Source organism: Planotetraspora kaengkrachanensis (assembly GCF_016862895.1).
Classification (GTDB): domain Bacteria; phylum Actinomycetota; class Actinomycetes; order Streptosporangiales; family Streptosporangiaceae; genus Planotetraspora; species Planotetraspora kaengkrachanensis.
Genome location: NZ_BONV01000009.1, coordinates 199100 through 225745, shown reverse-complemented (window position 1 = coordinate 225745; position 26646 = coordinate 199100). Strand labels below are relative to the sequence as shown.

Here is a 26646-nt window from a genome sequence, read left to right as displayed (position 1 = left end):
GTGAGGAGCCGGTGAATCGTGGGGTTCGGGCTAGTTCGTGGTGCGGGCGAGCAGTTCGTTGATGCGGTCGAAGCTCATACCACCTGTCGTCGCCGAGGCGAGGTCGCCCGCGACGAGCGCCTTCGTGGCTTGTTCGAGTGCGCCCATCGCTTGGGTGTAGAGCAATGGGCCCAAGCTGATGCGCTTGACCCCGGCCTTCTGCAGTTCGGCCACGGTCAGCACCTTGTCCGACGGTGACACGAGGACGTTGACCGGTGTCGGCGCGACCGCGGTGACGATCGCGACGAGGGCGTCGAGGTCGGGTGGGAATGGGGCGTAGAGCACATCCGCGCCGACCTCGGCGAAGGCCGTCAGACGCCGGATGGTGTCGTCGAGATCGGGCCGCCCCTGGATGAAGTTGTCGGTGCGGCCGGTGACGACGATGCGCCCCTTGGCCGCGTCGACGGCGCTACGTATGCGATTGACTGCCTCGTCGAAGTCGCGGATCGGTCGATCGGGATTGCCCGAGGTGTCCTCGACCCCGATACCGGCCAAGCCAGACTCGACGGCGGCCTCAACGGTCGCGGCGACGTCTTCAAGCGTGTCGCCGTAACCGTCCTCGAAGTCTCCGTTGACCGGCAGCCCGGCGAGTCGGCCGAGCAGTCGTGCATGCTCGAGATGCTCGTCGCGGGTGACTTCGTGACGTCCGTCGGACCGGCCGAGCGTGGCGGCGAGCGCCGCCGACGATGTCGCGATCGCCTCGAAGCCGGCATCGGCCAGCATCAACGCCGAGAGGCCGTCCCAGGCGTTCGGCATGACGAGGCCACCGTCGCGGGTGTGCAGCGCCATGAATTTCTCATAGAGTTCGGAGCCCGGCATGTCGAGCCTTTCCTGAATGATCGTTGAGTCGGTGAGGGGTTTGCGGCTGGGTGCGTGGAGCGCGTCCAGGTTCCGGCGATCAACCGGTTGGTGGGGTGTTGTTGGCGGCTGCGTGGAGCTTCTTAAGCCGACCCGGCCCTAACAGACGAGATGACGCGCGATGAGTCCGTCGATGATGTCCATGCGCTCTACGAGGTGGGTCTGTTCGCCCGTCGGTGTCTGGCGCGGGTACTCCTAGATCGACTGATGCCCGTCGGTGAGGTAGGTCCCGGTACGCCACCCAGTTCTCGAAGACTCCTTCGCGGCGACGGGCGGCGAAGTCGCCGGCGAGGAAGGCACGGATCGACTCGCGGCCCTGGACCACTCCAGACCCCATGTCTCCCGACAAAAGCACGGCGGTGGGTGTTTCGATGACGCCGTCGGCCGCGTAGAGGTCGGCGATCTTGTCCGCGTCCTGGGCCAGCACGGCTTCGTGCCAGGCGCGGAACACATGCTCGATCGCGCTCTCGCTCGCCGCGTCGGGCGCCGTCGGCTCCGGGTGCGGGTTTACTGGGCCACGACCGTATCGACCGAGCCGATGGCGGGGATGTCGAGGTCGGTCTGGTTGACGTTGTTGATGAAGTTGGTGAGCAGGAACTGCACTGCCAACGCGACGATCGCCAGGATCTGCGGGTCGGTGTACCCGGCGCCTCGCACACCCGCGAGCTCGGCGTCGCTGACCTGCCCGCGGCTGTCGACTACCCGTTGCGCGAAGCGAGCGGCCGCGGCGCGCTTGGGATCGACAGAGCTCCCGACGCGGCCGAGCTCGATGTCGTCGCCTGACATGCCGCTGAATTTGGTCGCGACGTGGGTGTGTATCGCCAGGCAGTAACTGCAGTCGTTGGCTTGCGACACGGCCAGCGCGATGCTGTTCCGGGTCTTCGCGTCCAGAACTCGGCTCAAGGTGCCTTGCAGAGTCGTGACGACCTCGAGAACGGTCGGGTTCGACGCGATGGTCTTGAACATGTTCGGGACGAAGCCGAGCTGCGTACCAACGTTGTCGAGTATCCGCTGCGCGCCGGCGGGCACATCCTCTGGGGCGGGAACATTCAGTCGTGACACAGCGAATCGACCTCCGGTCGCGGTGTGAGTAGTCGTCGTCGAGCCCAAGTCGGGGTCTTAGTGCTTCAGAGTTCCGCCGCAGGCCTTACCTGCGCTGGCCGCAACCTCGCCGGTTGCGCCGGGCGCCCGGTGACCTGCATTGCGAGGGGTGACTCGGTCGCGCCGAGTTCCGGATCTCTTCACAGCGGGGGAACCGTGCAAGTGGGACTATATAGTCCAAAAGCTGCGGTTACAACCACTTGTCGTAACGAAAGTCTCCAGCCGCACGGGGCGACGCCATCCGGATCCCCGGCGTGCATCCCGGATGCCGAGTTGGCTCAGGAACAGCATCTGGGAGTTCCTCTTCGGGTGGCCGCCGTCCCTCTACTGATCAGGCACCACCTGCGGCCGCAGAGCTGCCCGGTGGCCGGTCGTCATCCCGGTTTCGGCGCATGGCGCTGGCGGACCGCACGGAATCTCCAGGGCTGCTCGCGCCTGGTCATGCAGTCGCTAGCACGAGGAGATTTGGACGATTTAGTCCGGCCAATCTATGCTTGTCCAAGGTTGTCAAGTCGGGATGTCAAGAGCCTGGAGTTACTCATGGGGGGCATTGGTGAATTCCTGCGCGCTCGGCGCCAGGTCACGGCCCCTGACCAGGTGGGGCTGACGGGCGTTGTCGACCGCCGCCGGACGCCTGGGTTACGCCGGTTGCCACTGCGATGCCCAGGCGGCCGCCTCGATGTTCCCCTCTGGAGTCGCCCGGACGGTGCGCTCGGCGAGCTTGCGGCCGACCTGATCGATGGCGACCAGGGTGTGAGTCCGTTTTGTGGGCGTCGATTCCGATGACGACCAAGCGTGCCTCCCGGATACGGGCTGATAGTTGGGCGATCCAGGCTCCGACCGCCCGGCGGGCACGCCTAAATCGAGCTGCTCGCACGCACCTATCAAGCCACGCCGGGAGGATGAGAGCCCGGCGGGCCGCACATCACGACAAGCCGCCGGCATCTGCCGGGGCAGCAAAGAAACGAGCAAACCCGCCGGAACGCTTTTGATCCCTCCCATTCACGCGAAGAAAGCCGTGGCCCGCTTGAGGACGTCGACGTCCTCGCGCAGCCGGCGGTTCTCCCGCCGCAACGCGGCCAGCTCTTCCCGCTCGCTGCTGGTGGTTTTGTTCGCCCGAGTGGCCCGGACACACGGGGCACGTGGCTCGACATCTCGGGCTCCAGCTCGTGGTTGCTTCTGCCAACCCCAGGTCCCGCCTAACCGCGACCGCCGGATGGCCAACGCGATGAGGTCACTTCTCATCCGTCCGGCTGCGCGTTCTCAAGACACGGGTAAGAAGGAGAGCCCTCCCCGATACCAACGTCTAGTTGAACGCGCAAGCTGACTCTGACTGCACCAACTCGAGCGCCCGGCTACGGCCCGTCGCCTCCGCCGGTGGTCTCGACGTGGAGAGGCCATCGAGGGGTGCGGGGTGGGTGCTTCCTGGTGCCCACGCGGCCAGTCACGAGGGCGAATGCGGCCAGCCAAAGGATCGATGAGGGGAAACGGATGAAGGCAGTGGTTGGGGAGACCGTCGTGGCCGAGGCTGCGAACGAGGCGGTGGTCAGGATGGAGGGGAATGCCTACTTCCCGCCGGACTCAGTTGTGGCCGGCGTGCTCCTCGACAGCCCAACGCCCTACACCTGCCCCTGGAAGGGGAGGGCGCAGTATCACGACGTCCTGGTCGGTGAGACGGTGCTCAGGGACGGGGCTTGGTCCTATCCGGACATCAAGGAGTCGGCGGCGGCCCGTGTTGGCCGCGACTTCAGTGGCTATGTCGCTTTCGATGGGCGCCAGGTTCGGATCGAGATCTGACCGAGCTGTCGCCCCCAAGCCGGTCAACGTCCTAGTCAGCCCTCGGGATACGGCTGCCCTCGCGGAACTGCAGACGATCGGTGTCCGCCGGATCAGCCTCGGGGTCGACCCCTACACGCACGCCTTCGCGGCCACAGGCGGCCGCGGCGAAGCTTGCGAAGGGAGACCTGACGGCACTCGCATCAAATCTCAACTTCGGCCACATCATCGACCTCATCGAGGGCTAACACGGCCGCGCAGCCGCGCACTGGGCGCATGGAGCTAGATCGCAACGTGAGCTGTGTTGACTGTCCGCGTGACTCGCGCAGATACACCCCGGGGTGCTTACAGAGCAGAGCCCGGTCAGGAGCATGCCATGAGTGAAGAGAACACATGATCGAAAACGAAGAGGCGACGCCGACACACCACGCACCGCAGGTGCGCCTGGTCACGGGATCGTCGTGCAGCGCGGCCGTCCCGACCCAGCCTGCAGCCGCCCGCGCGGTCGCCACTGCTGCGGAGCCCGGTAGCAGGCGGGGCTGGGCGTCCGTCGGTGCGGTCGCGCTCGGCGCGTTCGTCATCGTCATGACGGAGACGCTGCCAGTGGGGCTGCTGCCGCAGATCACCGACGGACTGCATGTCTCGCTCGGCCTCGCGGGGCTGATGGTGCTCGTGCCGGGTTTCAGCGCCGCGGTGTCGGCGCCGCTGTTCTTCCGCAGCTCCGGCCGCTTCAACCGGCGCTCGGTCATCCTCGTCCTGGGTCTAACGGTGCTGGTGTCGAACATGGTCGTCGCGGTGGCGCCGAACTTCGTCCTGGTGCTGATCGCCCGTATGCTCTTCGGCGCCACCCTCGGAGCCTTCTGGACCGTGGTCTCACCGGTCGGACCCAAGCTGGTGGGCCCAGCCTGCGGCACTCGCGCCATCACCATCATCGCGGCCGGTATTTCGGGTGGGACGGTGGTGGGGCTGCCTGCGGGACAGTTCCTCGGCGACCTCGTCGGCTGGCGTCTCACTTTCGCCATTGCGGCGGCGGCGACACTGCTTGTCGTGGTTGTGCAGACGGTCGTGCTGCCGGGTATTCCGCCGGACGGGCGTACGCACCTGCGTGATCTTTTGGGAGTCGTGACGCGGCGGGCCGCCCGGTTTGGGATGGCAGCGGGCGCGATGGTGTTCATCGGACAGTTCGCCGCCTGGACCTATGTCACCCCGTTCCTGATGGACCACACGCATCTGTCCAGCGGCGTGATCTCCCTGCTGTACGTCATCTACGGATGTGGTGGCATTGTCGGCTCACTCATCGCCGGATCGCTGTTCAAGCGCGGAGTGATCGGCAGCTTCGCCGGGGCGGCGGCGGTGGTGGCCGCATTGCTCATCGGGCTGGCGAGCGCGGGCAGCTTACCCTGGCTGGCTGGCCTGTTGCTCGTGCTGTGGGGTTTGTTCTGGGGAATTGTGAACCCGGGAACGCTGGTCTGGATACTCGACGCGGCCCCAGAAACCCCAGAGGCCGCGTCGGCGGTGAATGTGACGAACCTTCAGATAGCCGTGGCGGCAGGGTCTGGCCTCGGCGCGATCCTTGTTTCGTCGACAACCTTGCAGACGGTTTTCCTCACAGCGGGCTTCATCGTCCTTGCCTCCGCCGTGCTCGCCGCGGTGGCGGCGCGGTTCGTAACACTCGCCCGGAGGGAATGAGGAGACCGAAGCGAGGCAGGGAGTGGCCGGGCGCTCAGAGCCCCGGGCGCACTCGGCGCTCTTGGGAGCGACAGTGATCGGGCTCGCTGAGACTTCACGCCCTCCCACAGGGGGTTGCCGAGCGGGGCGTCGAAGCCCGCGTCGGGCCGCCTCCGCCCGTAGGTGTCGAAGAAGACCTCGGAAAACTCGATCTCCCAGAGGAACGGGCGGATGTGTTCCCGGATCGCCGCCGACGCGATTCGTGAAGGTCGGGAAGGTCATGACCACGATTCAGCACGTTGCGGAACACCGCCCAGCGCTGGCCATTCCCCCGTAGCGGGGACGTCCGCTTTCCGGTACGGCTAACAAGATCCGAGCGGTCGAAGATCAGCCTATTCTCGAAGAAGGGCGCGATCCACCAGTCCACCAAGGCTTGAAGCCGGGTGAAGTCGTCCCCGGCGAGTAAGCGAGCGAGGCGCTGTTCCTTCGCCCTGATCTGGAGGCGGTCATCGGAGGGGTTGGTCACCAGAGCTCGTCGTACCCGGATCACATCGGCCAGGTCGAATGGGGATCTGCTCGGAGCTGGCGTTCTCGGTGAGCGGGCGCAGCGTCTCCCCGACGACGAAGTGGGGGAGGGGCCATCGCCGAGAGCTGCCGTGGCGCACGTGTGTCAGGCGGGCTGTCGCACCGCCGTCCCAAGATTGTTGTCGATCAGGTATCGCCAGAGTCCATCCGCGCCGCGGTACTCGATGTCGCTTGCCGAGCCTTCGAGGTGCACGTGCTTACCGTCGGGACCTGTGCCATCAATTGACTAGTCCAGCACGATCTGGGCGATATCGCCGGCAATGAACACATGGCGCGCCTTGGCCTCCAGCGGCAGGCCGAGGCTGATATCGCGCTCGAGTTCGGCAGCGATCTCGGTGCGATCAGTCACGGTTCGCTCCTCGGGCTCCGGCTCCTGATGTGCTGGCCGGCTTTGTCGAATCCCGGTTTGGTCACTGCGAAGTCCGTGGCACCGGGCACGGACGGAAGTGTGTCCGTCGATTGCCGATAGTTCGGTCAGACGGCCAATCCGGCCCCGCCGGACACCACGATCTCTTGCCCGGTGATGTACGCGGCTCCGTCCGAAGCGAGGAACGCGACGGTCTCGGCGATGTCCTCAGGCATGCCGACGCGACCGAACGGGTTCTTTGCCGCCATAGCGGCCAGCATCGCGGCGACCTCATCGGATCCCATGCCGGGTGTGGTCCGCATCATGGGGGTGTCGGTGAATCCCGGGCTGACGGCGTTGACTCGGATGCGGCGTGGGGCGAGCTCCAGGGCCAGCGTTGGGATCATGGTCAGCAGTGCGCCTCGTGACCCGGCTGTGACACTGTTGCCGGGCAGGGCGCGCGTCGCTCCGATACCCGCGGTGACAATGATCGAAGCGCCGTCAGACAGCAGTGGGAGCGTTTTTACCAGAGTGAAGAACTGTCCTTTGGTATTGACGGCGAACACGTCGTCGAAGGTGGCTTCGTCGCAGGCGTCCAGCGCCATGGGACGGCTGATGCCGGCGTTCAGGAACAGCGTTGTCAGAGTCCCGAATCGTTCGCTGACTTCGGATACCACCCGGTCAGTGTCAGCAAGCGAGCGCGCGTCAGCACGCAATACCAGGACGTCCTCGGGTAGTTCCTCGCGTGCCCGGGCGACGCTTTCCGGACGTTGTCCGGTGACCGCGACCCGGTAACCACGACTATGCAGAACCTCCGCAGTCGCCTTCCCGATCCCGCTGGTGCCACCGGTGATCAGAGCTGCACGTGCCGACATGATGATCACTCCACATTAGTTATTGCAGTGAATGTCATCGCTGTAGACCGTAATGACACTCAGGACATGACAAGGCCGCATCGATTCCCGTTCAGCGAGACGGAGTCTCGTGACAAGGGCGGTAATCCCCGACACAGCCGCGCCGATGATTAGCGAAGCCCTCGCGACACAGTGCTGGCTTGGAACGCTTGGCTGATTGCGCGTGCGGTCGCCAGGACCGCGGGCATCGCGGTGACCTCCGATGCGGCGTTAGGCACTACGTGGCGGTGATCGTCGACGCCACGCTGAAGAGTGGGTCCATCGCCGAGAGCTGCCGTGGCGCACGTGTGTCAGGCGGGCTGTCGCACCGCCGTCCCAAGATTGTTGTCGATCAGGTATCGCCAGAGTCCATCCGCGCCGCGGTACTCGATGTCGCTTGCCGAGCCTTCGAGGTGCACGTGCTTACCGTCGGGACCTGTGCCATCAATTGACTAGTCCAGCACGATCTGGGCGATATCGCCGGCAATGAACACATGGCGCGCCTTGGCCTCCAGCGGCAGGCCGAGGCTGATATCGCGCTCGAGTTCGGCAGCGATCTCGGTGCGATCAGTGACGGTTCGCCCGTCTTTCGCGATGAACGCGGCCTCCGGGTCGTACAAGGTCATCATCGCGCTGACCTTGCCGGAGTTAAATCACTCAAGCAGCGACGCGGCAATGCCTTCGGGTTCAGTGGGGAGTGAGTAGGACTAGGACATCAGGGTCTCCTGTTCGTGTTGGTTGAGCAGTCGACGCTACCAGTGCCAGGCGCGGGAGGATACCCCTTTTTGGGACTTTTTCGTCCATGACTTCTCATCTGGTCCTGTTGTCTGGTCGGCTGGCCGCGCAAGGTGTCCCTAGCGGCTGACCTCGAAGAATCATGCCGTTCGTCGTTCGCGTGTAGCTGCCGACGGCACGACTTGCTTGAGTGGCCTACCACTCCTGGATTAACAAGTGGACTATTTCGACCAGTATTGTGGATGGCTGCACAAGGGTGCTGCGTGCGGTGATGAGCGCATGGACGATGGGGGGCGCGGGCGGCGGTCTTGGTCGCGACGGCGGCCAGTTGCAGGCCGTCTCGGAGTTTTCTCAGCGTGATGGCCTGGTAGCTCATCAACGCCATGATGCTGCTCGCCAGGTTGGGATCGCCGGCCGAGTGCGCGGCTCGAAGGCCGGTCAAGTACCTGCGCTGGGCCTTGCCGTCGTCGCCTGCTTCCTGTGCCGTCCAGCCGGACGTCTGTGCGAGCTGGCCAAGGTTCTGGCCGACCGGTCACATATTGGTGAAGCTCTGGGGCCGACCCGCGCTATCGGCGAACCGGAGCCGGGGCGCCGGCGTGCCCGTTGCGTGCCCGTACGGTCGGCCAACAGCGGGGAATCACGGGGACTCACGGTCATTCGACCGACATACGCGCAGATCAGCGGTGATCCCACTGTCTACGTGGGCGCCCCGCCTTCCGAACTCTAGATCAATCGTTCGCGTATTCGATCTTTGCCGGTCTGTGTCGTCGTGAGATAAAAGAGGTTCTCCGCACCGGTCGCACCGCGCGAACGGTGGCGAGCGCTGGAACGGTCGAGCATCGTTCCCGGACGGAGGGCGATGGAGACGAGCTCACCCGGCGAGGAGTACCTGCTGATCACCAGCAAGGACCGGCCGTTACCGAGCGTCGTGATCCTCTGCCTGGCCGGGGCCGTGCTCGCCGGGGGGTACCCGGCGCTCCGGTGGGTCTCACAACATGTTGACGGCTTGGCCCTCGGCTCGGCCTACTCGGCGGGAGGCGTGTTCCTCCTGCTGGTGTTGTGGGTGGTGGGCAAGCATGTGGAGTTCCTCGTGAACTGGGCGTACTGGCGGCGGCGAGGGGTTCCGGCGATGCGGTTGACTCCCTCAGGCCTGGACTACAGTGGCGCCTTCACCGGCACGTTTCCGCTTCACGTTCCGTGGGGCCTGGTCGAGGGTTGCGGCTACCGGCCGAATGGCGACGGGCATCTTTTCTGGTGCGTCGACCTCCACCCCGCCGCCGTGGTGGACTCGGTACCCGCCTCGATCTACGTGAGGCCCGTCGCACCGAACCGCGCCCGGGAGGTCGCTGAGGAGCTGGCCCGGGCCGCCTCTGCGGATGGTGAGCACGTCGATGTCGACCTGCTCTCGCACGAGTTGGCATTCGGTACGCCGGTGGCCATCAACCTCCACCGGGTCCATGGCGTGCCGCTGGCGGAAGTCGAGGAAAAGCTCCAGGGGTGGACGGACGGGCGGTGCTCGTTCCGGGCCTGTCCCGTCTGACATCCATGTGGCCACTTCCCTTGGCTGCGGGGGCGGAACCACAGCCAAGGGGGTGTTCGACGTCACGTCGACCGCCGGCGTCCCCGCTTCGCTGCACCCTGCCGGTCACTGGGTGCGGCGGCCCGTGATGGCGGTCGGAGAACTCCCCAGGCTCGAGCCTCACCTCGACCCACAATGGCCGCATGGCTTCACGAAAGTACGGGCCGCTTGGTCGTCACCTTCAGGAAGACGGCCGCGACCGCGTCGAGTTGACGTTCTCACAGATCGAGCAGATCATCGGCGCGCCATTGCCAGACGGTGCCCGCAACTACGCCTGGTGGATTTGAGATAGCAAGACCCACACCCAAGCCGTCTGGCTGGAGGTCGGCTATCAGGTGCAGCTACACCGCGAGCATGAGTTCGTGGTGTTCATCAAGCCGTGACTGGATCAGCTCCGCCCTCAAGACCCGACCGGATGACAGCGCGCGATCGCGGAGTACGACCCGAACGTGCTGCGCAGCAGAGACAGGGACTCCCGGAGTAGTGACCGGTAGAGTCCCTTCTCGTATTCGATCCCGGTGTGGCGGAGGTATGGGGGCGGTGGGAGAAAACCCGAGGCTCGCCCCGGCCCTCTAAGCCTGAGTGACGAACTGGGTGACAACCACGCCGTATTGCCCTGAACGTTGCCGGACTCTCAAGGATGGGACAGTTCGGACAGTAGCGAGACGAAGCTGTGCCGCATCTCCCGAGGCGTCCAGTCGTCCGCGGGTTGACGTCCGCCTTCTTGAGGTCCGGTGCGGAAGGCCCGCCGCACGTTGCCCGCGTCGAGCTCGGTGCCGGACAAACCTTGTGCCCCACGTGCTTGCTTCCCTTTTGGTGAGGGACCGCCGCGCCCGCAACAGCTAACCTTCTTTACAATTCCTTTCACGGGAGGTTGGCATGCGCCGTCTGGCCGCTCTTGTCTGCTTACTCGTCCCCCTCCTCATCGCGGTCCCTGCCAGGGCCGCGGCCACCCCGATGCAGGTCTACGGGTCATGGCACTGCGGCAACGACGCCTGCATCTGGGGCGCCGTCCGTGATGTGAGCGAGTTCGACCAGAAGAACCACTGGCTCATCGACCGAGGCGACGGCCATCCCTCGGTCAACGTCGTAGTGCTCAGTTTCGTCCATCCGGTGAAGCTGCTGCACAAGACGACCGACGCCCAGACCCTCGACGGCGTTCCACGCGGCATGACCGCCGACATCGTGAACTACTTCAAGAGCCGCGGCATCCGGGTCATGCTGTCCATCGGCGGCATCACCTACACCGACGCGTGGAACGCGGCCTTGGCGGAGAACGCGGCCCAGTTCGGCCGCAATGCCGCCGAGGTGGCCCAGCGGCTCGGCGTCGGCATCGAGATCGACTACGAGGAGAACAGCGGCGCCGACCTCGCGGGCCTGCAGTCCTTCATCGACGCCTACCGTGCCGTCCTGCCGTACGACGCCACGGGAGCCAACCACGCGGCGCGCCTGACCATCGACCTGGCCGCAGGCGATCGATGGCTGATCGACATCGGCAGAAAGGCGACGGCGGACTGGCTGCGCACCACCGCGCCGGTCCTCGACTACGCCAACGCGATGGTTCCCGCCCGCCAGCCGAGTGCTTCCGCCGCGATCGCCAACTGGCAGGAGCACCTGGACGGCAAGCCGACCTACGCCCCGCCGATCCCGCCGCTGGCTCCCGCCAAGTTCACCGGCAGCCTCTACATCGCCGAGGGGAACAAGGTCCTTCCCGAGTGCACCGCCTTCGGTGCGTCGCTGCAGAACACCACCGGCACCTTCGTGCAGACGGCCGCGCCGAACGGCGCGGGAACGAGCTCGGGACTGCTCGGCTACATGTTCTGGGCGGCGGAACGGCCCTCCACCCGCGGCGTGACCACCCTGCCGCCCAACACGTGTGAGGGCGGCGTGGGCGGCGGCGCGACGGCCTACTCCGTTCCGATTCCGATGCCCGCCCTGCGGCAGAGTTGAGCGCGCCGGGGGCCGCCGTGCACCGGCGGCTCCCGGCGATCCCGATCAACGCGGGCCGAGGGTCGGACGAATTCAGAGTCGGCGCAGCTTCAGAGCAGGCCGCGGGAGGTGAACGCGGCACGCACCACGCCGGCCGCCGTGGCGCCACCGTGCCGCTGAGCGGCGGCGACGGTGGCCTCGGCCGCCGCGTGGAAGGTGATGTCCTTGGTGAAGTCGAACTGCGCGTCGATGATGATCGTGCTTGCCGAACGGTCGCCCAGCTTGGTGTGGATCTCGTACAACGCCGAGGACCAGATCTCACCGTCGGCGTGCACCTCGCCGACCACGTCCTCGGGGTAGTGCTTGGTGCCGTCCAGGCGGCGCAGGCAATGCGGGACGCCAGAGGTGTAGGAGACGGAGTCCCAGTCGGCGACGCACGCCTCGGGGGTCTTAGTCGGCGTGCCGGCCTTCCAGCTGGTCACGGCGACGGAGAGATAGTCGCCGAAGGCCTCGCCGATCGAACCTGACTCCAGGGTGGTCCCGAATCCGGTGACCTGACCGTCCTGCACCGAGTGGCCGTACTCGTGGACGATCACTTCTCCGTCCTCGCCGTCGTCCACGCCGCCCTTGCCGAGGGTGATGTTGGCCTTGTCGTCCCTGAAGAAGGAGTTGTCCCCGCCGTACTGGTTGATCCGCAGCTCGATCCGGCGCTGATTGACCGGACGCAGCCGGGACCCGAAGCCCAGCGACTGGATGTACTGCTGCGCGGTGGTGACCCAGTAGTAGCCCATCACCTGCTCGAACTGGTCACTGTCCCGGTGCCAGGCGGGGAAGGCCCCGTTCACGACCCGGGCGGCCTTGCCGGTCTCGCTCTTGACCGTGACGTAGCGCCCCGTGAGGGTGCCCGAACCGTCCAGGTCGGTAAGTGCGACTGTGCGGTAGGCCCCGGCGAAGGCGGCGCCGTCGCGGTCCTTGTCATCGGTGAGAGATTCGTCGCCGGTGCTCTGGACGGGGTTGGGGGAGAAGACGGTGGCAGTGGGATCGGCGGCGGCCTGGGCCGCGCTCGGAGTGAGTAGCCCGGTCGCACAGGCGAGAGCAAGGCAGGCGACAGGAATACGGCGTCGGGGGGCGTTCACCGAAGAATCCTCCTTGAATCAGGAACAAACATGGCGAATCTACGGCCGACACGATCTGCTGTCACCCGCCTGACCGATGTCAGAAAACGCGGAAAGCTCACTCCTGCGATTATTGGAAGAGACCTTTACGAACGAATGCCGCCCGCTTATCGTGGGGCCGAGAGCTCACGGGGGACAGCAGTGACCACGCAGCATCGGACCCCTGCGGAGGCGTTTGTTGAACGTCCGTCGTGTCCTCGCGATCCTCCTCGTCCCTCTCCTCGTCTCTCTGGCCACGCCTCCCGCGGTGGCCGCCACAGCGGTCGCGTTCGGTTCGGTCGTCCCGGTACCCGTCACCACGACCGCGACCCCCGGGGTGAGCTACGCCATCACCACCTCGACCGCTGTCTACACCGACCCCGCCGCGGCCGGCATCGGCGACCGGCTCGCCGCACTCCTGCGCCGTTCCACCGGCTACCCGATCCCCGTCGCCCCCGCACCCGGCACCGGCGGCATCTCCCTCCTGCTGTCCGGCGCCCCCGCCACGGTCGGACCCGAGGGTTACCAGCTCGACGTCACCGGCACGTCCATCGTCATCCGGGCCAACCAGCCGGCGGGCCTCGCCAACGGCGTGCAGACCCTGCACCAGCTTCTGCCCGTCGCGGCCGACAGCGCGACGGTCCAGCCGGGCCCGTGGCCGGTGCCCGGCGGCCACATCGTGGACTACCCGAGGTTCGGCTATCGCGGCGCCATGCTGGATGTGGCCCGGCACTTCTTCACGGTGGCCGCGGTCGAGCGGTACATCGACCAGCTCGCCCTCTACAAGATCAACTACCTGCACCTGCACCTTTCCGACGACCAGGGCTGGCGCATCGCGATCGGTTCCTGGCCGAATCTGGCGACGTACGGCGGCAGCACCGCCGTAGGCGGAGGCCCCGGCGGTTACTACACCCAGGCCGACTACCAGCAGATCGTGGCCTACGCCGCCGCACGCTTCGTCACGGTCGTCCCTGAGATCGACATGCCGGGCCACACCAACGCGGCGCTGGCGTCCTACCCGGCGCTCAACTGCGACGGCGTCGCTCCACCGCTCTACACCGGCACCGACGTCGGCTTCAGCTCGCTGTGCACCTCCAAGGAGCTCACCTACACCTTCATCGACCAGGTCTTCGGGGAGCTCGCAGCCCTCACACCGGGCCCCTACCTGCACATCGGCGGCGACGAGGCCGCCTCCACCGCGCCCGCCGACTACGCGGCGTTCGTCAACCGGGTCCAGCAGATCGTCGCGGCGCACGGCAAGACCGTCACCGGCTGGCACGACATCGTGAACGCCACACCGCTCCCCTCGACGGTCGCGCAGTACTGGGGAACCACCACCCGCGACTCCGCGGTGGCCACGGCCGCCCAACGCGGCACGCGGCTCATCATGTCGCCCGCCAGCCGGACCTACATCGACATGAAATACAACTCACGCACGACCCTCGGGCAGAACTGGGCCGGCTACATCGACGTCAAGACCGCCTACGACTGGGACCCCGGCGCCTACCTCAAGGGTGTGACCGCCGCATCCGTGCTCGGAGTCGAGGCGCCGCTGTGGACCGAGACCATCGTCACGGGCGCCGACATCGACTACATGGCCTTCCCCAGGCTCCCGGCGGTGGCGGAGCTGGGCTGGTCGCCGCAGGCGACCCACAACTGGACGGCCTTCAAGCAGCGGCTCGGCGCCCAGGGCCCGCGCTGGCACGTCATGGGCGTCAACTACTACCACTCCACGCAGATCTCCTGGCCGGGCGGTTCCTGATGCGTCGACTCCTCGCGATCCTCGCCTCCACCCTCACCTTGGTACTGGCCATCGGCGTCGTCGACGCCCGCGCGGCCACCGTCACCTCCACCGAGCTCACCTCCGGCTGGGCACTGCGCTCGGCCACCGGACTGTCCGACTCCGGCGCGGCCATCTCACAGGTCGGCTACTCCACCTCGGGCTGGAACCCTGTCTCACTGCCGTCCACGGTGCTGGCCGGGCTGGTGGCGAACAACGTCTACCAGAACATCTTCTTCGGTCAGAACCTCAAGAACGTCCCCGACCTGACAGGGCAGGACTGGTGGTTCAGAGGCGAGTTCACCGCCGCGGCCACCTCCCCGGGGCAGGTCTACTGGTTGCGCTTCAAGGGCATCAGCTACCGCGCGCAGATCTGGTTGAACGGCACTCAGCTCGACGCCAACGCGGTGGGCACGATGGTCGGCCACGAGTACAACGCAACCGGCGTGATCCACCCCGGCGCGGTCAACGCCCTGGCCATTCGCGTCACGCCCCCGGCACACGACTGCAAGGACCTGTCGTTCTGCACCGTCGACTGGAATCCCGAAGCCCCCGACATGAACGCCGGGCTGTGGGGCAAGACGCTGCTGGACACCACTGGGCCCGTCGCTCTGCGCGACCCCTACGTCAAGACCGTCCTGCCGCTGCCCGCCACCAACGCCGCTGATCTGACCGTCTACGTCGACGCGGTCAACGCCACGGCGGCGCCGGTCACCACCACGATCAACGCCACCATCAGCAAGGCGGGGCAGCCGAGCATCCCGCTCAGCCAGACCGTCACCCTGAACGCGAACGAGCGCCGCGAGGTCTCCTTCGCCCCGGTCCACGTCACCAACCCCGTCCTGTGGTGGCCCTACCAGTTCGGGTCGCCGGAGCTCTACCAGCTCAGCGTCTCGGCGACCGCGGGCGGGGCGACCTCCGACACCAAGGCGATCGACTTCGGCATCCGCCAGTTCACCGACTACCGCACCACCGTCAACGGCACGTCGTTCGCCGGTTACAAGGTCAACGGCCAGAACATCATGTTCCGCGGCGGCGGCTACATGTGGGACATGCTGCAGCGCTGGGACACCAAGACCAACGCCGCGCACATCAAGTACGTCAAGGACATGGGCCTCAACACCATCCGCCTGGAGGGCACGCTCGGCAACGAGGAGCTGTACGACCTGGCCGACAAGGCCGGCATCATGGTGATGCCCGGCTTCGTCTGCTGCAGCGCGTGGGAGAACGACAGCGGATGGTCGGCCGAGCAGGCCCAGGTCGCCCTCGCCTCCCTCGACACCCAGATGCGCGCCACCCGCGCCCACGCCAGCACATTCCTGTGGACCTACGGCAGCGACCAGCCGCCGACCGCCGCCCACCTGACTGCCTACAAGAACCGCGCAACCGCCCTGCACTGGCAGAACCCGACCCTGGACAACGTCGCCACCTGGTCCAACGCGAACGCCGGCATGAAGATGGACGGTCCGTACGTGTGGGAGCCGCCGGTCCTGTGGTGGGACACCACCAAGGCGGGCAGCGCCTTCGGCACCACGGGCGAGGAAGGCACCGAGTCGCCGCCGCCGCTGGAGAGCGTGCAGCGCTTCCTGGCCCCCGCCGACCAGTGGCCGCTCGGCACCGCCTGGAACTACCACGCGGGCAAGGCCGGCAGCGTCTTCGACAACACCGCCCCGTTCACCTCCGGGCTCAACAGCCGGTACGGCACGGCCACCAGCGCGGCCGACTACTCACGCAAGGCAGAGCTGCAGAACTACGAGAACACCAGGGCCTTCTTCGAGGCGTGGAACTCCCATGAGTACACCCAGTCCTTCGGCACCATCTTCTGGATGCTGAACAGCGCCTGGCCGTCGGTGCACTGGAACCTGTACGACTACTACTTCAAACCCGGCGGCGGCTACTTCGGCAGCAAGAAGGCCAACGAGCCGGTGCACATCGCCTACGACTACGCCACCAAGAAGGTGTTCGTGGTCAACTCCACCCTCACGGCCCGCAGCGGCCTGACCGCGACGGCGACGCTGTACAACATCCCGGACCTGGCCCAGAAGTACACCACGTCGGTGCCCGTCACCGCCGCGGCCAACTCCTCCACCCAGGTTTCGACCATCCCCACCGTCACCGGCCTGTCCAGCACCTACTTCATCCGCCTCCAGGTCAAGGACGCGAGCGGGGCGACGGTCAGCAACAACCTGTACTGGTACTCCACGACGGCCGACACGCTCGGGAACAAGAGCAACTGGTACCGGACCACGCCCAAGAACTCCGCCAACCTCACCGGGCTGAACAGCCTGGCCAGCAATCCCAACCTGAACGCCACCACGTCCAGGGCCACCTCGGGCGGCCAGGAAACAGTCACGATCACCCTCACGAACACGAGCGCGACCAACCTCGCCTTCTTCGTCCGCCCCGAGATCACCGCGGGCAACGGCGGCACCGAGGTCGTGCCGGTCACCTACACCGACAACTACATCTCCCTCTGGCCGGGGGAGTCGACCACCGTCACCGCCGCCTACCAGACGGCCGACCTCGGCGGACAAGCCCCCTACCTGCGGTTACGCGGCTACAACATCCCCACCTCATCCGTCCCTGTTTCCTAGGTCTCCCCAGATAACGCCGCTCTCGACGAGGTGGCACAGTTGCGCGGAGCCCTGAACGGCCTGGTGGCTGAACGCGACCAGCTCGAAGCCGAACTCGCGAACTTGAAGGCGGAGAGCTGAGCTGAACCGCCTGACGCGCAACAAGAGCACGACAGAGGGGCACCGGCGAAAACGCTCGTGCCCCTCTGTTCTCTCTACTTCAGCGGCCGCCCGTCACCACCGGACACTGAGCGACTCCGTCCGGATCGCCGGGCTGGTAGTCGTCTCCATCCGGGTCATTCGGGGCGCGTCCAGTGAATTTGACTCGCCCTAGGGCGATCAAACGCCAAATGTGTGCCCGTACCCTGCTGCGACCTGCCCAAATGCCCCGGGTGGCGGGACTTGGAATTCTCCCGTATTGCTGATGCAATATGGCCGTTCGCAGCGGATGGCGAATTTGCCCGCCCCACCTTGTTTATTTACTGAATTGCACGGATAATTCTTTTCTTGTCCCGCTTGTTCTAGTTAGACGGTACGGAGCGCGGGAGGGCGAAGGGCCGGCCAGGTGATGCACGTTCTCCACAGGATCGGCCTCCGGGGTGCCGTCCACGCCAGGCGCCGGCCAGGGAGTCAGGCACAGTTCCGCGCGTGACGTTCGGGGGTAAAACAGCACATATGTGCCGCTGGCTCGCCTATTCCGGCTCGCCGATCAATCTGGAAAAGCTGCTCTACGAGCCGGAGCACTCGCTGATTCACCAAAGCCTCCACGCCAGACTCGGCGCGGAGACGGTCAACGGCGACGGGTTCGGGGTCGGCTACTACGACGACGTCGAGGTGCCGCCCGCGGTCTTCAAGGACACCAAGCCCGCCTGGGGCGACCGGAACCTGCGCGAACTCGCGCGCCACGTCCGGTCGCCGTTGTTCATGGCCCACGTGCGCGCGTCGTCCGGGACGGCCGTACAGCAGACGAACTGCCATCCGTTCCGCCACGGCAACTGGCTGTGGATGCACAACGGCGCGATCTCTCAATTCGGCCGGCTCAAACGCGACCTCGTACTGGCCGTCGAACCGGAGCTGTTTCCGGCGATCGAGGGGTCCACGGATTCTGAGGTCATGTTCTTCTTGGCGCTCACGTTCGGGCTGCGCGAGGACCCGCCGGGCGCGGTGGAGCGGATGGTCGGATTCGTGGAGGAGACGGGACGGGCGCACGGCGTAGAGCACCCGGTCCAGATGACGGTGGCAACATCGGACGGCGAGCGGCTGTGGGCGTTTCGCTACTCCACCGAGCGTCGTTCGCGATCACTTTTCCACAGCACCACCACAGAGTGTCTCCGGGACCTGCACCCCGAGGTGTTCATGCGTGCGGAGCTGTCCGGCGACGCACGGGTCCTTGTGTCCGAACCCCTGCGTGACCTGCCCGGCCTGTGGATCGAGGCTCCGGAGTCGACCTTCACGGTGATTAGCCACGGGTTATTCGAAATGCACCCATTCCATCCGAAGCCTGAGTAGCGGAGATGCGACTGGACGGCACATGCAGCCGCGGTGGCGGCGCAGGCCGTCCGCCACGGATACGTCGCTCAGTGGACCTCGCCGAGATCTGCCCCGAGTGATGCGGCTGTAAGGCGGGACACTCAATGCCCCGCTCTTCTTTCGGCGAGGAGAGCGGGGCGCTGCTTCACGCCCTGGACGCCGTCTTGGTTCGCTGGGTCCGCGATGCAGGGCGGCCAGGCTTCCTGGCCGGAGCTTCCTGCTTGTCGCGGGCGGTCGCGGCCTTGGCGGTCTCGGAGACCTTGCCGAGTTCCTGAGCAGCCTCTCTGCTCACCTGCTTCACGACCTTCCGGCCTCGGACCGCCAGCTCGTCATAAACCACGTTGAGCAGAGCGGTCACGGTGTCGGTGACCTCACGCGCCGGCTCCGGCAGGTTCTCGGCGACGGTCTTGCGGGCCCTACTTGGCAGCTCTTTCGCGGTCTCGCCGACTTCGTGACGGCCCGTGCGCAGCTGCTTGGGCACCTTGCGCAGTTTCTCGACCGCGTAGCTGGTGGCGCCCGCGAAGGCGTAAAACGGCTTGGACTCGGTGAACTGTTTGACCCTTGTGGTGAGCGCCATGGTCACCCCTTCTCTGTAATCCAGTAGGCAGGGCCGTCCGTCGAAGGGACAGCCCACCGATCGGTGGCCCAGCCGCTTGGGTGGCCGGCCTGCCAATCCCTGGCCCGGCTGCCTTGCGGAACGACTCAGAGATCGATCAACGGGCGACCGCTGATCGTGACGTCGGCCCGAATCGCGGCCACCGCGTCATCGTCGCCCCATACCCACAGCCTCAGCGCTGCTACCTGCAACATGTCCACCAGCAAGCCAAAAATCGGTCACGCCGACCGGTCGTACGTCGCTATGTAGTTAAGACGCGCGCCAGCCCACCCCTTGGAGGGTGGCGGTCCGGGGGCGAAGCTCATCGGGCACAGGTCCTGTAAGGCGCCGGGGGCAACGCGGTCCTTGATCAGGCCTTGCCCAGGCCAGCGGTATCGGTAGGTGCCGCAGCGGGGATCTTCGTGGCGAGCGCACGCCATTCGGGGGGAGCGGCGGGCGCTCGAGAGGAACACTGCCAGACGGGCCCCCGTCCCACCGAGACGGGGACGGGGGCCACCGCGCGGCCGGACAGCATGCTTGAGCTCCCCAAATATCCGCGCGACAGGTACTTTGCACGGCACAGGCCGAGGTTGCTCGGCCTGCCGTACCCGGGGGGACCGTCGATCAGCGGTGCCGCGCTCGGGGGCGACCCGCACGCTGTCGCGTTTCCCCGAGCGATGCCGGGCACCTACGGCTTCTCTTTCTTGGGGCTGAGGCGGCCGTCGCACAGTACGTCACGACGGGCCCGGTGGCGGAGGCTTGCCGGCATCGCCGCGCGGCTCGAACCCGGCCGGTGGCTGGTCCTGCTGTGCTTCGACCGGCTCGACAAAGCAGGCGTCTGGTGTCACCGGACCATGTTCGCGGACTGGTGGCAGGAGCAGACCGGGCAGGTGCGCCGGCTCACCGACATCCTCACCGCCGCCATCACGGATTTCTGCTCCTGACCGCCGGTCAGCCCGCCGGCCCGCAGACCGTTCCGGCCCGAGGAATCTCAGCTCGGCCAGGTACCTGTCGGCGTGCCCGGTCATGCACCGGTTGCCCGCGAGGTACATGACATGACCGGATCCTTCGTACGGCACGGAGACCGAGCCGGGGATCTTCCGGACCAGGGCCGCCGTATTGGCGTAGTTGCTGTAACCGCCGATGCCGAGTGCGGGTGGGAAGCCGCCGGCTGGGAGCGGCCGGGGCGGGTTGGCCGCGGCCCGGCTCCATCCGGCACACGCCAGTGACTCCCAGCCGGTGGCGCCGCCGCCGAAGCCGGGGGAGATCCGCTTGGCGTGCCCTCCGCCGGCGAAGAACCTCAGGTGCAGGTCGCTCAGTCGGACCGTGCCGAGCCCGGGCGACGTGTAGGTGACCGGGTGCCGCGTGGTCCTCTCGATGAGCGCGCGCCATGTCCTTCTCACGTCCTGTCCGTGGAGGGCGCAGGAATCGTCGTCTGCGCACCAGGCGGCGAACCGGGTGAAGCTCCGCCACGGGCGCCGGATGGAGTCCCGCCGGCGCAGCACGCCAGTAAGAGACGATCTCCACGAGGCGCGGCAACATCTGTATGCACTCGGCCATGGTTGAGGTGCCTCCACCGTCATCCGGACGATTCAGCAGAGCGCGCCGGCTCTCGCCCGTCCCTCAGAAATACGCCTCAATCACCACGCCGTCCGGTGACGGCACCGCGACACGTGCGAGCCCGACCACGCTCGATAGTGGCGAGCGCGAACGAGACCGAGGGCTCGGACAGTCCCGATTCTCGGGCGAGTTGGGCACGGAAAGATCGTTGACATTCGTTAGTAAGGCTTACAAACTATCAACGAACGTCGGTTTTGCTGGGACACATCCTCGGTAGTCGCAGACCTGGGAACGGAGGTTGCCGCGTCACATCAGGTGCGAACGCCGCCCCAGCCTTCTCCTTTCCGGATCTCGCCCCCGTTCAACGGAGATCGGAGTGTTGCTGTTGAAGAGTCCGCGATCATTATCGGCGCGTCGCAGCCTCCGCCGTAGAACGGCCTTCGCGGCCGTTCTGGCGATGAGCGTGAGCTCAATCGGTATCACCTCGGCCGCGGGCGCGGCCGACGGGGCTCCCGTGGGAGCCGGTCAGCCCACAATCGTTCAAGGAGCGGTCGGGAACGCCACCCCGATCGCCGGGTGGAAGCTCAAGTCGTCGAGCGCTGTGAGGTCGGGCGGTGAGGACGTATCTCAGCCCAACTTCAAGGACGCGGGGTGGCTGCCGGTGTCCCCGCGCTCGACGGTGCTCGCCGGCCTGGTGGAGAACGGCCGCTATCCCGACCTGTTCTACTCCACGAACATGCGCGACAACGTGGACAAAGCGGATTTCAAGGTCCCCTGGTGGTACCGCGAGGAGTTCGTTGTCACCGGAAAGCCGGGCCTGACGACGACTCTCCGCTTGAACGGCATCATCTCCCGGGCGGACATCTGGCTGAACGGACAGCAGGTGGCCACGAAGGATGAGGTCGTCGGCGCGTACAACATCAAGGAACTTGATGTGACCGATCTCGTCCGCCCTGGCAAGAACGCGCTGGCGATCGAGTCGTATCCGGCAGATCCCGACCGGGACCTGTCCATCGGCTGGATCGACTGGGCGCAGTCCCCTCCGGACAACAACATGGGGATCTGGCGTGACGTGGAGATCGTACGTTCTGGGCCGGTGTCGCTGACCGAACCGCGGGTGCTCACCGACGTCTCCCTGCCAGGCCTGGACCATGCCGACCTGACCGTCAAGGTAGACGTGCGCAACGCCGGTGACCAGCCCCGCACCGTGGCCGTCGAAGGCAAGATCGACAACGTCGTCGTCAAGAAGACGGTCACGCTGACGCCGCGGGAGATGCGGACGGTCGTCTTCACCCCTGAGGAGTTCGGTCAGCTCTCGATCGACAACCCGCGGATCTGGTGGCCCGCGCAGATGGGCAAGCAGCCACTTTACGACCTCGATCTGACGGCGCACGTGGACGGAGATCTCTCCGACCGGGCGCACACCACCTTCGGTATCCGCGACGTCACCTCGCACGTCAACTCCGACAACGGTCGCCAGTTCGTCGTCAACGGCAAGCCGCTGCTCATCCGGGGCGGGGGCTGGGCGTCCGACCTCCTTCTGCGGCCCGAGCTCGGCAAGATGGAAGACCAGTTCCGCTATGCCGTCGACCTCGGACTGAACACCATTCGCACCGAAGGCAAGCTGGAGAGCGACGAGTTCTACGCACTCGCCGACCGCTACGGCATCATGATCATGCCGGGCTGGGAATGCTGCCATAAGTGGGAGAAGTGGACCGGCACGAACAAGTGGACCGATGAAGACCGGCGGGTCGCCGGGGAGTTGATGGCCAGCGAGGCGAAGTTGCTGCGCAACCACCCGAGCGTCATCGCCTTCCTGATCGGCAGCGACAAGGTTCCGCCGGCGGACATCGAAAAGCTCTACGTCGACACGCTGCGCGACAACGACTGGCGTAACCCGATCATCCCTTCCGCCGCGACCACGACGGGGGCGATCACCGGCAAGTCGGGAATGAAGATGTCCGGCCCATACGACTGGGTACCGCCGAACTACTGGTACAACAAGCAGGTTGGGGGCGCAGAGGGCTTCAACGCCGAACTGAGCGCGGGCAAGAGCATCCCGACGCTCGACAGCCTGCGCAAGATGCTCTCCCCAGCCGAACAGGACGCCTTGTGGCAGGACTTCAACGCCGCGCAGTATCACGCCGCACCATCGTCCACGTTCACCAATCTCAAGCTCTTCAGCAACGCGCTGGCGGGCCGCTACGGCGCGCCGAAGAGCCTTGAGGACTACGTCGCCAAGGCGCAGCTGGCGAACTATGAGAACGTGCGCGCGCAGTTCGAGGCATATATCCGCAACATGAATGACACCAGCAAGCCGTCGACCGGACTCGTCTACTGGATGCTCAACAATGCCTGGCCGTCGCTGAACTGGCACCTCTACGACTACTACCTGAACCCGGCAGGCTCGTACTTCGGGGCGAAGAAGGCGAATGAGAACCTGCACGTGCAGTACTCCTACGACGACCGTTCCGTCGTCGGGGTCAACCACACCGCCGAACCCGCGAAGGACCTGACCATCTCGGCGGAGGTCTACAACCTCGACGGGACATTGCGGTACAGCAAGCGGGTCGGCGACGTCAGCCTGTCTGCCAACCGGTCCGAGAGGTTGCTGACCCTTCCGCAGCTGAATGATCTATCGCGGACGTACTTCGTCAAGCTCGTCATGACCGACCGCGGCGGGGCCACCGTCAGCCGCAACGTCTACTGGCTGTCGACGCAACCCGACGTCATCAACTACGCCAAGTCGGACTGGTACTACACGCCGACGACGCAGTACGCCGGGCTGTCCGACCTCGCCGACCTGGCTCCGGCCACGGTGAGCACGAGCACGAGTTCACGCGAGAGCCGCGACGGCACCGCGGAGACGACGGTCACCCTCACCAACAGCTCCGACAAGATCGCGTTTTTCGTGAACCTCACCCTTCGCCAGGGCCCCGGCGGAGACACCGTCACACCGGTCACGTGGAGCGACAACTACGTGTCGATCTGGCCTGGAGAGTCACTCACTGTGACGGCCACGTACCGTCGGACCGACCTGGCCGGCAAGACCCCCAGCGTCGACGTATCCGGCTGGAACACGCCGACCATGACCCTGTCAGGGCTCTGACCAGCACGGCGCCATAAACGAGGGTGGGTCCCTGGGCATCGACGCAGGGACCCGCCCTTTGACCCGGATCCACGAGCGGCTGGGCCGGCGATGGTTACCAACCGATGCAAACCTCGGCAGCCAGATCAGTCAGATAAAGATGGGAGAACTTCGCATGAGACGTTTCTCTAGGGCGCGAGGTCGAGGGACACGCTTGGCTTCGCGTCTTAGCCTCCTGATCGCCACGGTCTTCGCGGTTTCGTTTGTGCACGTGCCGGCATCTTCTGCGCTGGCGGCCCCGAGTCTCACGATCTCCGCAACCCACAGCCTCGACACATTTCTCAAAGGGCAGCCCGACAACACAACCGTGTACTCCGGAACTCTTCAGTTGACGGTCACGAACTCCGGAGACGGCCCGACCCAAAGCGCGGTTACCGTGTCCGACGTGCTCCCGGCCGGCCTGTCGGCGCTTGTCAACAACGCTGGGTTCGGTGCCGGGCCGGTCGCCGCGTCCGGGAACGGGTGGACCTGCTCCGGCTCCACGTCCGTCACGTGTACGCGCAGCGACCCATTGCGCGCGCGGTCCTCCTACCCTCCGATCGCGATCACCGTGAAAGTGGCCACCAATGCAGCGGCGTTGCTGACCAACACCCCCACGGTTGCCGGTGGCGGGGACGAGACCCCTGGCTCCGACACCGATTCCATCCCGGTGACGGGGGACGCCTGTCCCAATGGGTGGTCGCCGGAGGAGGCGGTGTCGTTCGCGCCGCCAGTACCGGCGATTGACTCGGGCGTCCGCAACCCCGAGCGCGCCGACGGGTGCACGCTGCTCGACGTCATCTGGAATGCGGAACCATTCAAGAACCACGGCAGCTTTGTCTCCACCGTGGCCCACGCGACCAATGAGTTCGTCAAGAAAGGGCTCCTGTCGCCGGCCCAGCAACGCGCGATCCAAGGGGCCGCCTCACGCTCGGACGTGGGTACGAAAAAGGACAACCAGATCCCCAACTCGTGCCCCAACCGCCTTGCGATCACCTTCGACGACGGGCCATCGTTCTACCGACCCCAGACCCTGCAGATCTTCCGTGACAACCAGGTTCATGGAGTGTTCTTCGATCTCGGCATGAGAGCAGAGGCCAACCCGCAGATCGAGAGGTTTACGCGGAGCGAGGGCCACGTCCTGCTCAACCACACGTATAACCACACCGATATGAACGCGCTCTCCGACGCGGCGAAGATCGAGGAAGTGCAACACAACGAGGCCGCCTTCGATGCGATTGGTGCCCCTTTCACCTTCAAGGGGATCCGAACACCGTTCGGCAGCGCCAACACCCATACGCAGGAGGTCGTGAGCTCGCAGGGCTACACCTACTTCCTCACCAGAATCGAAACGGGTGCCGACTACGAGCCGGCTACGACCGCGGAGCAGACGCGCGACTCGATCCTCAGCCAACTGCATCCAGGAGCCATCATCGGTCTGCACGATGGCCCGATCGACACGCCGGCCGGTGCCGCGACGGTGGATGCCGTGAGACAGATCCTCCCCGCGGCCCGCGCCATGGGCTACTGCTGGGGCAAGGTCGATCACACCGGCCAGGTCGTGGCCGATCGGTATGTCTCCTCCGGCAAACCCATTCCGCAGATCACCAACCCCGTGCCGTACAACTTCCTGGAACGCCCCGGCACGCCTCCGGAGCCCTGGTTCGTCGCTCCGGACCCCATAGCAATCTCCGCAACCCACGGCCCTTCTACGTTCGTGCCGGGACAGACCGGCACACTGACGCTGACTGTCACGAACACCAGCGGCCAGCCGAGCGATCCCGATCCCATCGGCGGAAGCACGGTCACGGTACAGGACGTGATTCCAGCCGGCCTCACGGCCACGGCGGCGTCGGGTCCAGGTTGGACCTGCAGTGGATCGCGGACGAGAACGTGCACCCGTAGCGACACTTTGGGTCCGTATTCGGACTATCCGCCGATCACGATCACCGTGAACGTAAGCAACAATGCTCCGACGACAATCGTGAACGACCCCACGGTCACAGCTCACGGGCAAGCGTGGAAGGACCAGGCCCGTGACACGATCAGCGTTGCTCGGCCATAGCCTCACGGGGCCGATCCCCGGACCGGTGTAGTCGGAGCAACTGTGCAAGCGGGGTCGACCCGAAACGGTCGACCCCGCGCGGCAAGCGACGAGTCTCCTCTTTGCGGAGAGAGGCGTGGGTGAGGCGGATGGCGGGTGCCTTGAGGACACCGGTCATGTGATGCAGCGGTGTGCTATCCGTTGGTGTCTTTGAGCGGCCAGCCGTTCTGCAGGTAGACAGTCCGGTCGGCGTTGGCGGCGTCCGCACACGCGGTGATGCGCCGTGCCAGGTGGGGGGCCAGGCGGTCGGTCCACTCCTGGCGGGAGGACCAGGCGACGGCGGTTAGTTCGTCGTCGTGGGGGTGGATGGCGGCGGCCTCGGCCGGGCTGAGGACGCCGCCGTCGAACAGGAAGTTGATCAGCGGGGGCCGCCCGTCGTTCTGGGCGGGGACGATATCGATGGCAAGCAGCCGGCCTGGCAGAAGGTTCAGGCCGAACTCCTCACTTACTTCGCGGGCAGCGGCGTCCCACGGATATTCGCCATGCTCCAGGGCGCCGCCGGGGATTTCCCAGGTGTCGCACCTGTAGGCGGGCTGTACGAGCAGCACGCGGCCGTCGCTGTCGCCAGGTTTTGGAGATCGGCCGCAGGTCAGAGAAACGCTGTGATCACAACCCGGCGTACAGACCGACTGTGTTGGACCGGCCGACCTCACTCCTGCGTGGATGCGGCAGGTTCGCGAGCGCATGCCGGTTTGTCGCCGAAATGGCAGGATT

The 26646-nt window shown here is 66.0% G+C and carries 19 protein-coding genes; 10 read left to right on the top strand and 9 right to left on the bottom strand.

Annotation, left to right across the window (positions count from 1 at the left end; translation table 11 throughout):
- Positions 1 to 30 precede the first annotated feature (30 nt).
- Complete coding sequence (locus tag Pka01_RS13345; RefSeq protein WP_203883025.1) at positions 31 to 858, bottom strand: isocitrate lyase/PEP mutase family protein; 828 nt, start codon at positions 856 to 858, stop codon at positions 31 to 33.
- A 546-nt stretch (positions 859 to 1404) separates the two neighbouring features.
- Positions 1405 to 1959: a carboxymuconolactone decarboxylase family protein gene (locus tag Pka01_RS13335; RefSeq protein WP_203883023.1), complete on the bottom strand. Its 555-nt coding sequence runs from the start codon at positions 1957 to 1959 to the stop codon at positions 1405 to 1407.
- A 1530-nt stretch (positions 1960 to 3489) separates the two neighbouring features.
- Here Pka01_RS13335 and Pka01_RS13330 point away from each other — a divergent pair.
- Both Pka01_RS13330 and Pka01_RS13325 read left to right on the top strand, forming a co-directional pair.
- A complete protein-coding gene (locus Pka01_RS13330) occupies positions 3490 to 3795 on the top strand; it encodes a DUF427 domain-containing protein (RefSeq protein ID WP_203883022.1) in 306 nt (101 codons plus the stop codon).
- Between the two features lie 372 nt (positions 3796 to 4167).
- On the top strand, positions 4168 to 5463 hold the full coding sequence (locus tag Pka01_RS13325; RefSeq protein ID WP_203883021.1) for an MFS transporter: 1296 nt from the start codon (positions 4168 to 4170) through the stop codon (positions 5461 to 5463).
- Between the two features lie 790 nt (positions 5464 to 6253).
- On the opposite strand, the gene Pka01_RS41230 is transcribed toward Pka01_RS13325, so the two are convergent.
- From Pka01_RS41230 to Pka01_RS13315, 3 genes are all read right to left on the bottom strand, one after another.
- Positions 6254 to 6376, bottom strand: coding sequence for a hypothetical protein (locus Pka01_RS41230; RefSeq protein ID WP_275414456.1), 123 nt, complete (start codon positions 6374 to 6376; stop codon positions 6254 to 6256).
- 125 nt (positions 6377 to 6501) lie between these two features.
- Positions 6502 to 7248, bottom strand: coding sequence for an SDR family oxidoreductase (locus tag Pka01_RS13320; protein ID WP_203883076.1), 747 nt, complete (start codon positions 7246 to 7248; stop codon positions 6502 to 6504).
- Positions 7249 to 7718: 470 nt separating this feature from the next.
- On the bottom strand, positions 7719 to 7895 hold the full coding sequence (locus Pka01_RS13315; protein ID WP_203883020.1) for a hypothetical protein: 177 nt from the start codon (positions 7893 to 7895) through the stop codon (positions 7719 to 7721).
- Positions 7896 to 8860: 965 nt separating this feature from the next.
- Here Pka01_RS13315 and Pka01_RS13310 point away from each other — a divergent pair.
- The 3 genes from Pka01_RS13310 to Pka01_RS13300 all read left to right on the top strand — a co-directional run bounded on the left by Pka01_RS13310 (position 8861) and on the right by Pka01_RS13300 (position 11530).
- Positions 8861 to 9541: a hypothetical protein gene (locus Pka01_RS13310; protein ID WP_203883019.1), complete on the top strand. Its 681-nt coding sequence runs from the start codon at positions 8861 to 8863 to the stop codon at positions 9539 to 9541.
- 182 nt (positions 9542 to 9723) lie between these two features.
- On the top strand, positions 9724 to 9867 hold the full coding sequence (locus tag Pka01_RS13305; RefSeq protein ID WP_203883018.1) for a hypothetical protein: 144 nt from the start codon (positions 9724 to 9726) through the stop codon (positions 9865 to 9867).
- A 592-nt stretch (positions 9868 to 10459) separates the two neighbouring features.
- Positions 10460 to 11530: a glycosyl hydrolase family 18 protein gene (locus Pka01_RS13300; protein WP_203883017.1), complete on the top strand. Its 1071-nt coding sequence runs from the start codon at positions 10460 to 10462 to the stop codon at positions 11528 to 11530.
- Positions 11531 to 11619: 89 nt separating this feature from the next.
- On the opposite strand, the gene Pka01_RS13295 is transcribed toward Pka01_RS13300, so the two are convergent.
- Positions 11620 to 12645, bottom strand: a complete 1026-nt coding sequence (locus Pka01_RS13295) for a M36 family metallopeptidase (RefSeq protein WP_203883016.1) — start codon at positions 12643 to 12645, stop codon at positions 11620 to 11622.
- Between the two features lie 217 nt (positions 12646 to 12862).
- On the opposite strand from Pka01_RS13295, the gene Pka01_RS13290 reads away from it, so the two are divergent.
- The 3 genes from Pka01_RS13290 (at position 12863) to Pka01_RS13280 (ending at position 18525) form a co-directional block, all read left to right on the top strand.
- Positions 12863 to 14425 carry a beta-N-acetylhexosaminidase gene (locus Pka01_RS13290; RefSeq protein WP_275414455.1) on the top strand — a complete coding sequence of 521 codons (1563 nt, stop codon included), beginning with the start codon at positions 12863 to 12865 and terminating at the stop codon, positions 14423 to 14425.
- Positions 14425 to 17037, top strand: coding sequence for a glycoside hydrolase family 2 protein (locus Pka01_RS13285; protein ID WP_203883015.1), 2613 nt, complete (start codon positions 14425 to 14427; stop codon positions 17035 to 17037). The genes Pka01_RS13290 and Pka01_RS13285 overlap by 1 nt, the downstream gene beginning before the upstream one ends.
- Positions 17038 to 17664: 627 nt before the next feature.
- Complete coding sequence (locus tag Pka01_RS13280; RefSeq protein ID WP_203883014.1) at positions 17665 to 18525, top strand: class II glutamine amidotransferase; 861 nt, start codon at positions 17665 to 17667, stop codon at positions 18523 to 18525.
- 166 nt (positions 18526 to 18691) lie between these two features.
- On the opposite strand, the gene Pka01_RS13275 is transcribed toward Pka01_RS13280, so the two are convergent.
- Both Pka01_RS13275 and Pka01_RS13270 read right to left on the bottom strand, forming a co-directional pair.
- The gene (locus Pka01_RS13275; protein WP_203883013.1) at positions 18692 to 19123 is read right to left on the bottom strand and encodes a hypothetical protein; all 432 of its coding nucleotides are present in this window, start codon (positions 19121 to 19123) and stop codon (positions 18692 to 18694) included.
- Positions 19124 to 19875: 752 nt separating this feature from the next.
- Positions 19876 to 20544, bottom strand: a complete 669-nt coding sequence (locus Pka01_RS13270; RefSeq protein WP_203883012.1) for an alpha/beta hydrolase — start codon at positions 20542 to 20544, stop codon at positions 19876 to 19878.
- A gap of 620 nt (positions 20545 to 21164) precedes the next feature.
- Between Pka01_RS13270 and Pka01_RS13265 the strand changes: the two genes are divergently transcribed.
- Positions 21165 to 23810, top strand: a complete 2646-nt coding sequence (locus Pka01_RS13265) for a glycoside hydrolase family 2 protein (protein ID WP_203883011.1) — start codon at positions 21165 to 21167, stop codon at positions 23808 to 23810.
- 193 nt (positions 23811 to 24003) lie between these two features.
- The gene (locus tag Pka01_RS13260) at positions 24004 to 25893 is read left to right on the top strand and encodes a polysaccharide deacetylase family protein (RefSeq protein WP_203883010.1); all 1890 of its coding nucleotides are present in this window, start codon (positions 24004 to 24006) and stop codon (positions 25891 to 25893) included.
- A gap of 173 nt (positions 25894 to 26066) precedes the next feature.
- On the opposite strand, the gene Pka01_RS13255 is transcribed toward Pka01_RS13260, so the two are convergent.
- Entirely contained in the window at positions 26067 to 26618 is a 552-nt protein-coding gene (locus Pka01_RS13255) for an NUDIX domain-containing protein (RefSeq protein WP_275414458.1), read from the bottom strand.
- Positions 26619 to 26646 lie beyond the last annotated feature (28 nt).

What these genes read in the sequence shown, in the direction of transcription:
- Pka01_RS13305 (WP_203883018.1), top strand. Translation starts at nt 9,724, where the DNA reads ATGGCTTCACGAAAGTACGGGCCGCTTGGTCGTCACCTTCAGGAAGAC.
- Pka01_RS13330 (WP_203883022.1), top strand. Translation starts at nt 3,490, where the DNA reads ATGAAGGCAGTGGTTGGGGAGACCGTCGTGGCCGAGGCTGCGAACGAG.
- Pka01_RS13315 (WP_203883020.1), bottom strand. Translation starts at nt 7,895, where the DNA reads ATGATGACCTTGTACGACCCGGAGGCCGCGTTCATCGCGAAAGACGGG.
- Pka01_RS13310 (WP_203883019.1), top strand. Translation starts at nt 8,861, where the DNA reads ATGGAGACGAGCTCACCCGGCGAGGAGTACCTGCTGATCACCAGCAAG.
- Pka01_RS13275 (WP_203883013.1), bottom strand. Translation starts at nt 19,123, where the DNA reads ATGGCGCTCACCACAAGGGTCAAACAGTTCACCGAGTCCAAGCCGTTT.
- Pka01_RS13300 (WP_203883017.1), top strand. Translation starts at nt 10,460, where the DNA reads ATGCGCCGTCTGGCCGCTCTTGTCTGCTTACTCGTCCCCCTCCTCATC.
- Pka01_RS13255 (WP_275414458.1), bottom strand. Translation starts at nt 26,618, where the DNA reads ATGCGCTCGCGAACCTGCCGCATCCACGCAGGAGTGAGGTCGGCCGGT.
- Pka01_RS13320 (WP_203883076.1), bottom strand. Translation starts at nt 7,248, where the DNA reads ATGTCGGCACGTGCAGCTCTGATCACCGGTGGCACCAGCGGGATCGGG.
- Pka01_RS13345 (WP_203883025.1), bottom strand. Translation starts at nt 858, where the DNA reads ATGCCGGGCTCCGAACTCTATGAGAAATTCATGGCGCTGCACACCCGC.
- Pka01_RS13325 (WP_203883021.1), top strand. Translation starts at nt 4,168, where the DNA reads ATGATCGAAAACGAAGAGGCGACGCCGACACACCACGCACCGCAGGTG.
- Pka01_RS13285 (WP_203883015.1), top strand. Translation starts at nt 14,425, where the DNA reads ATGCGTCGACTCCTCGCGATCCTCGCCTCCACCCTCACCTTGGTACTG.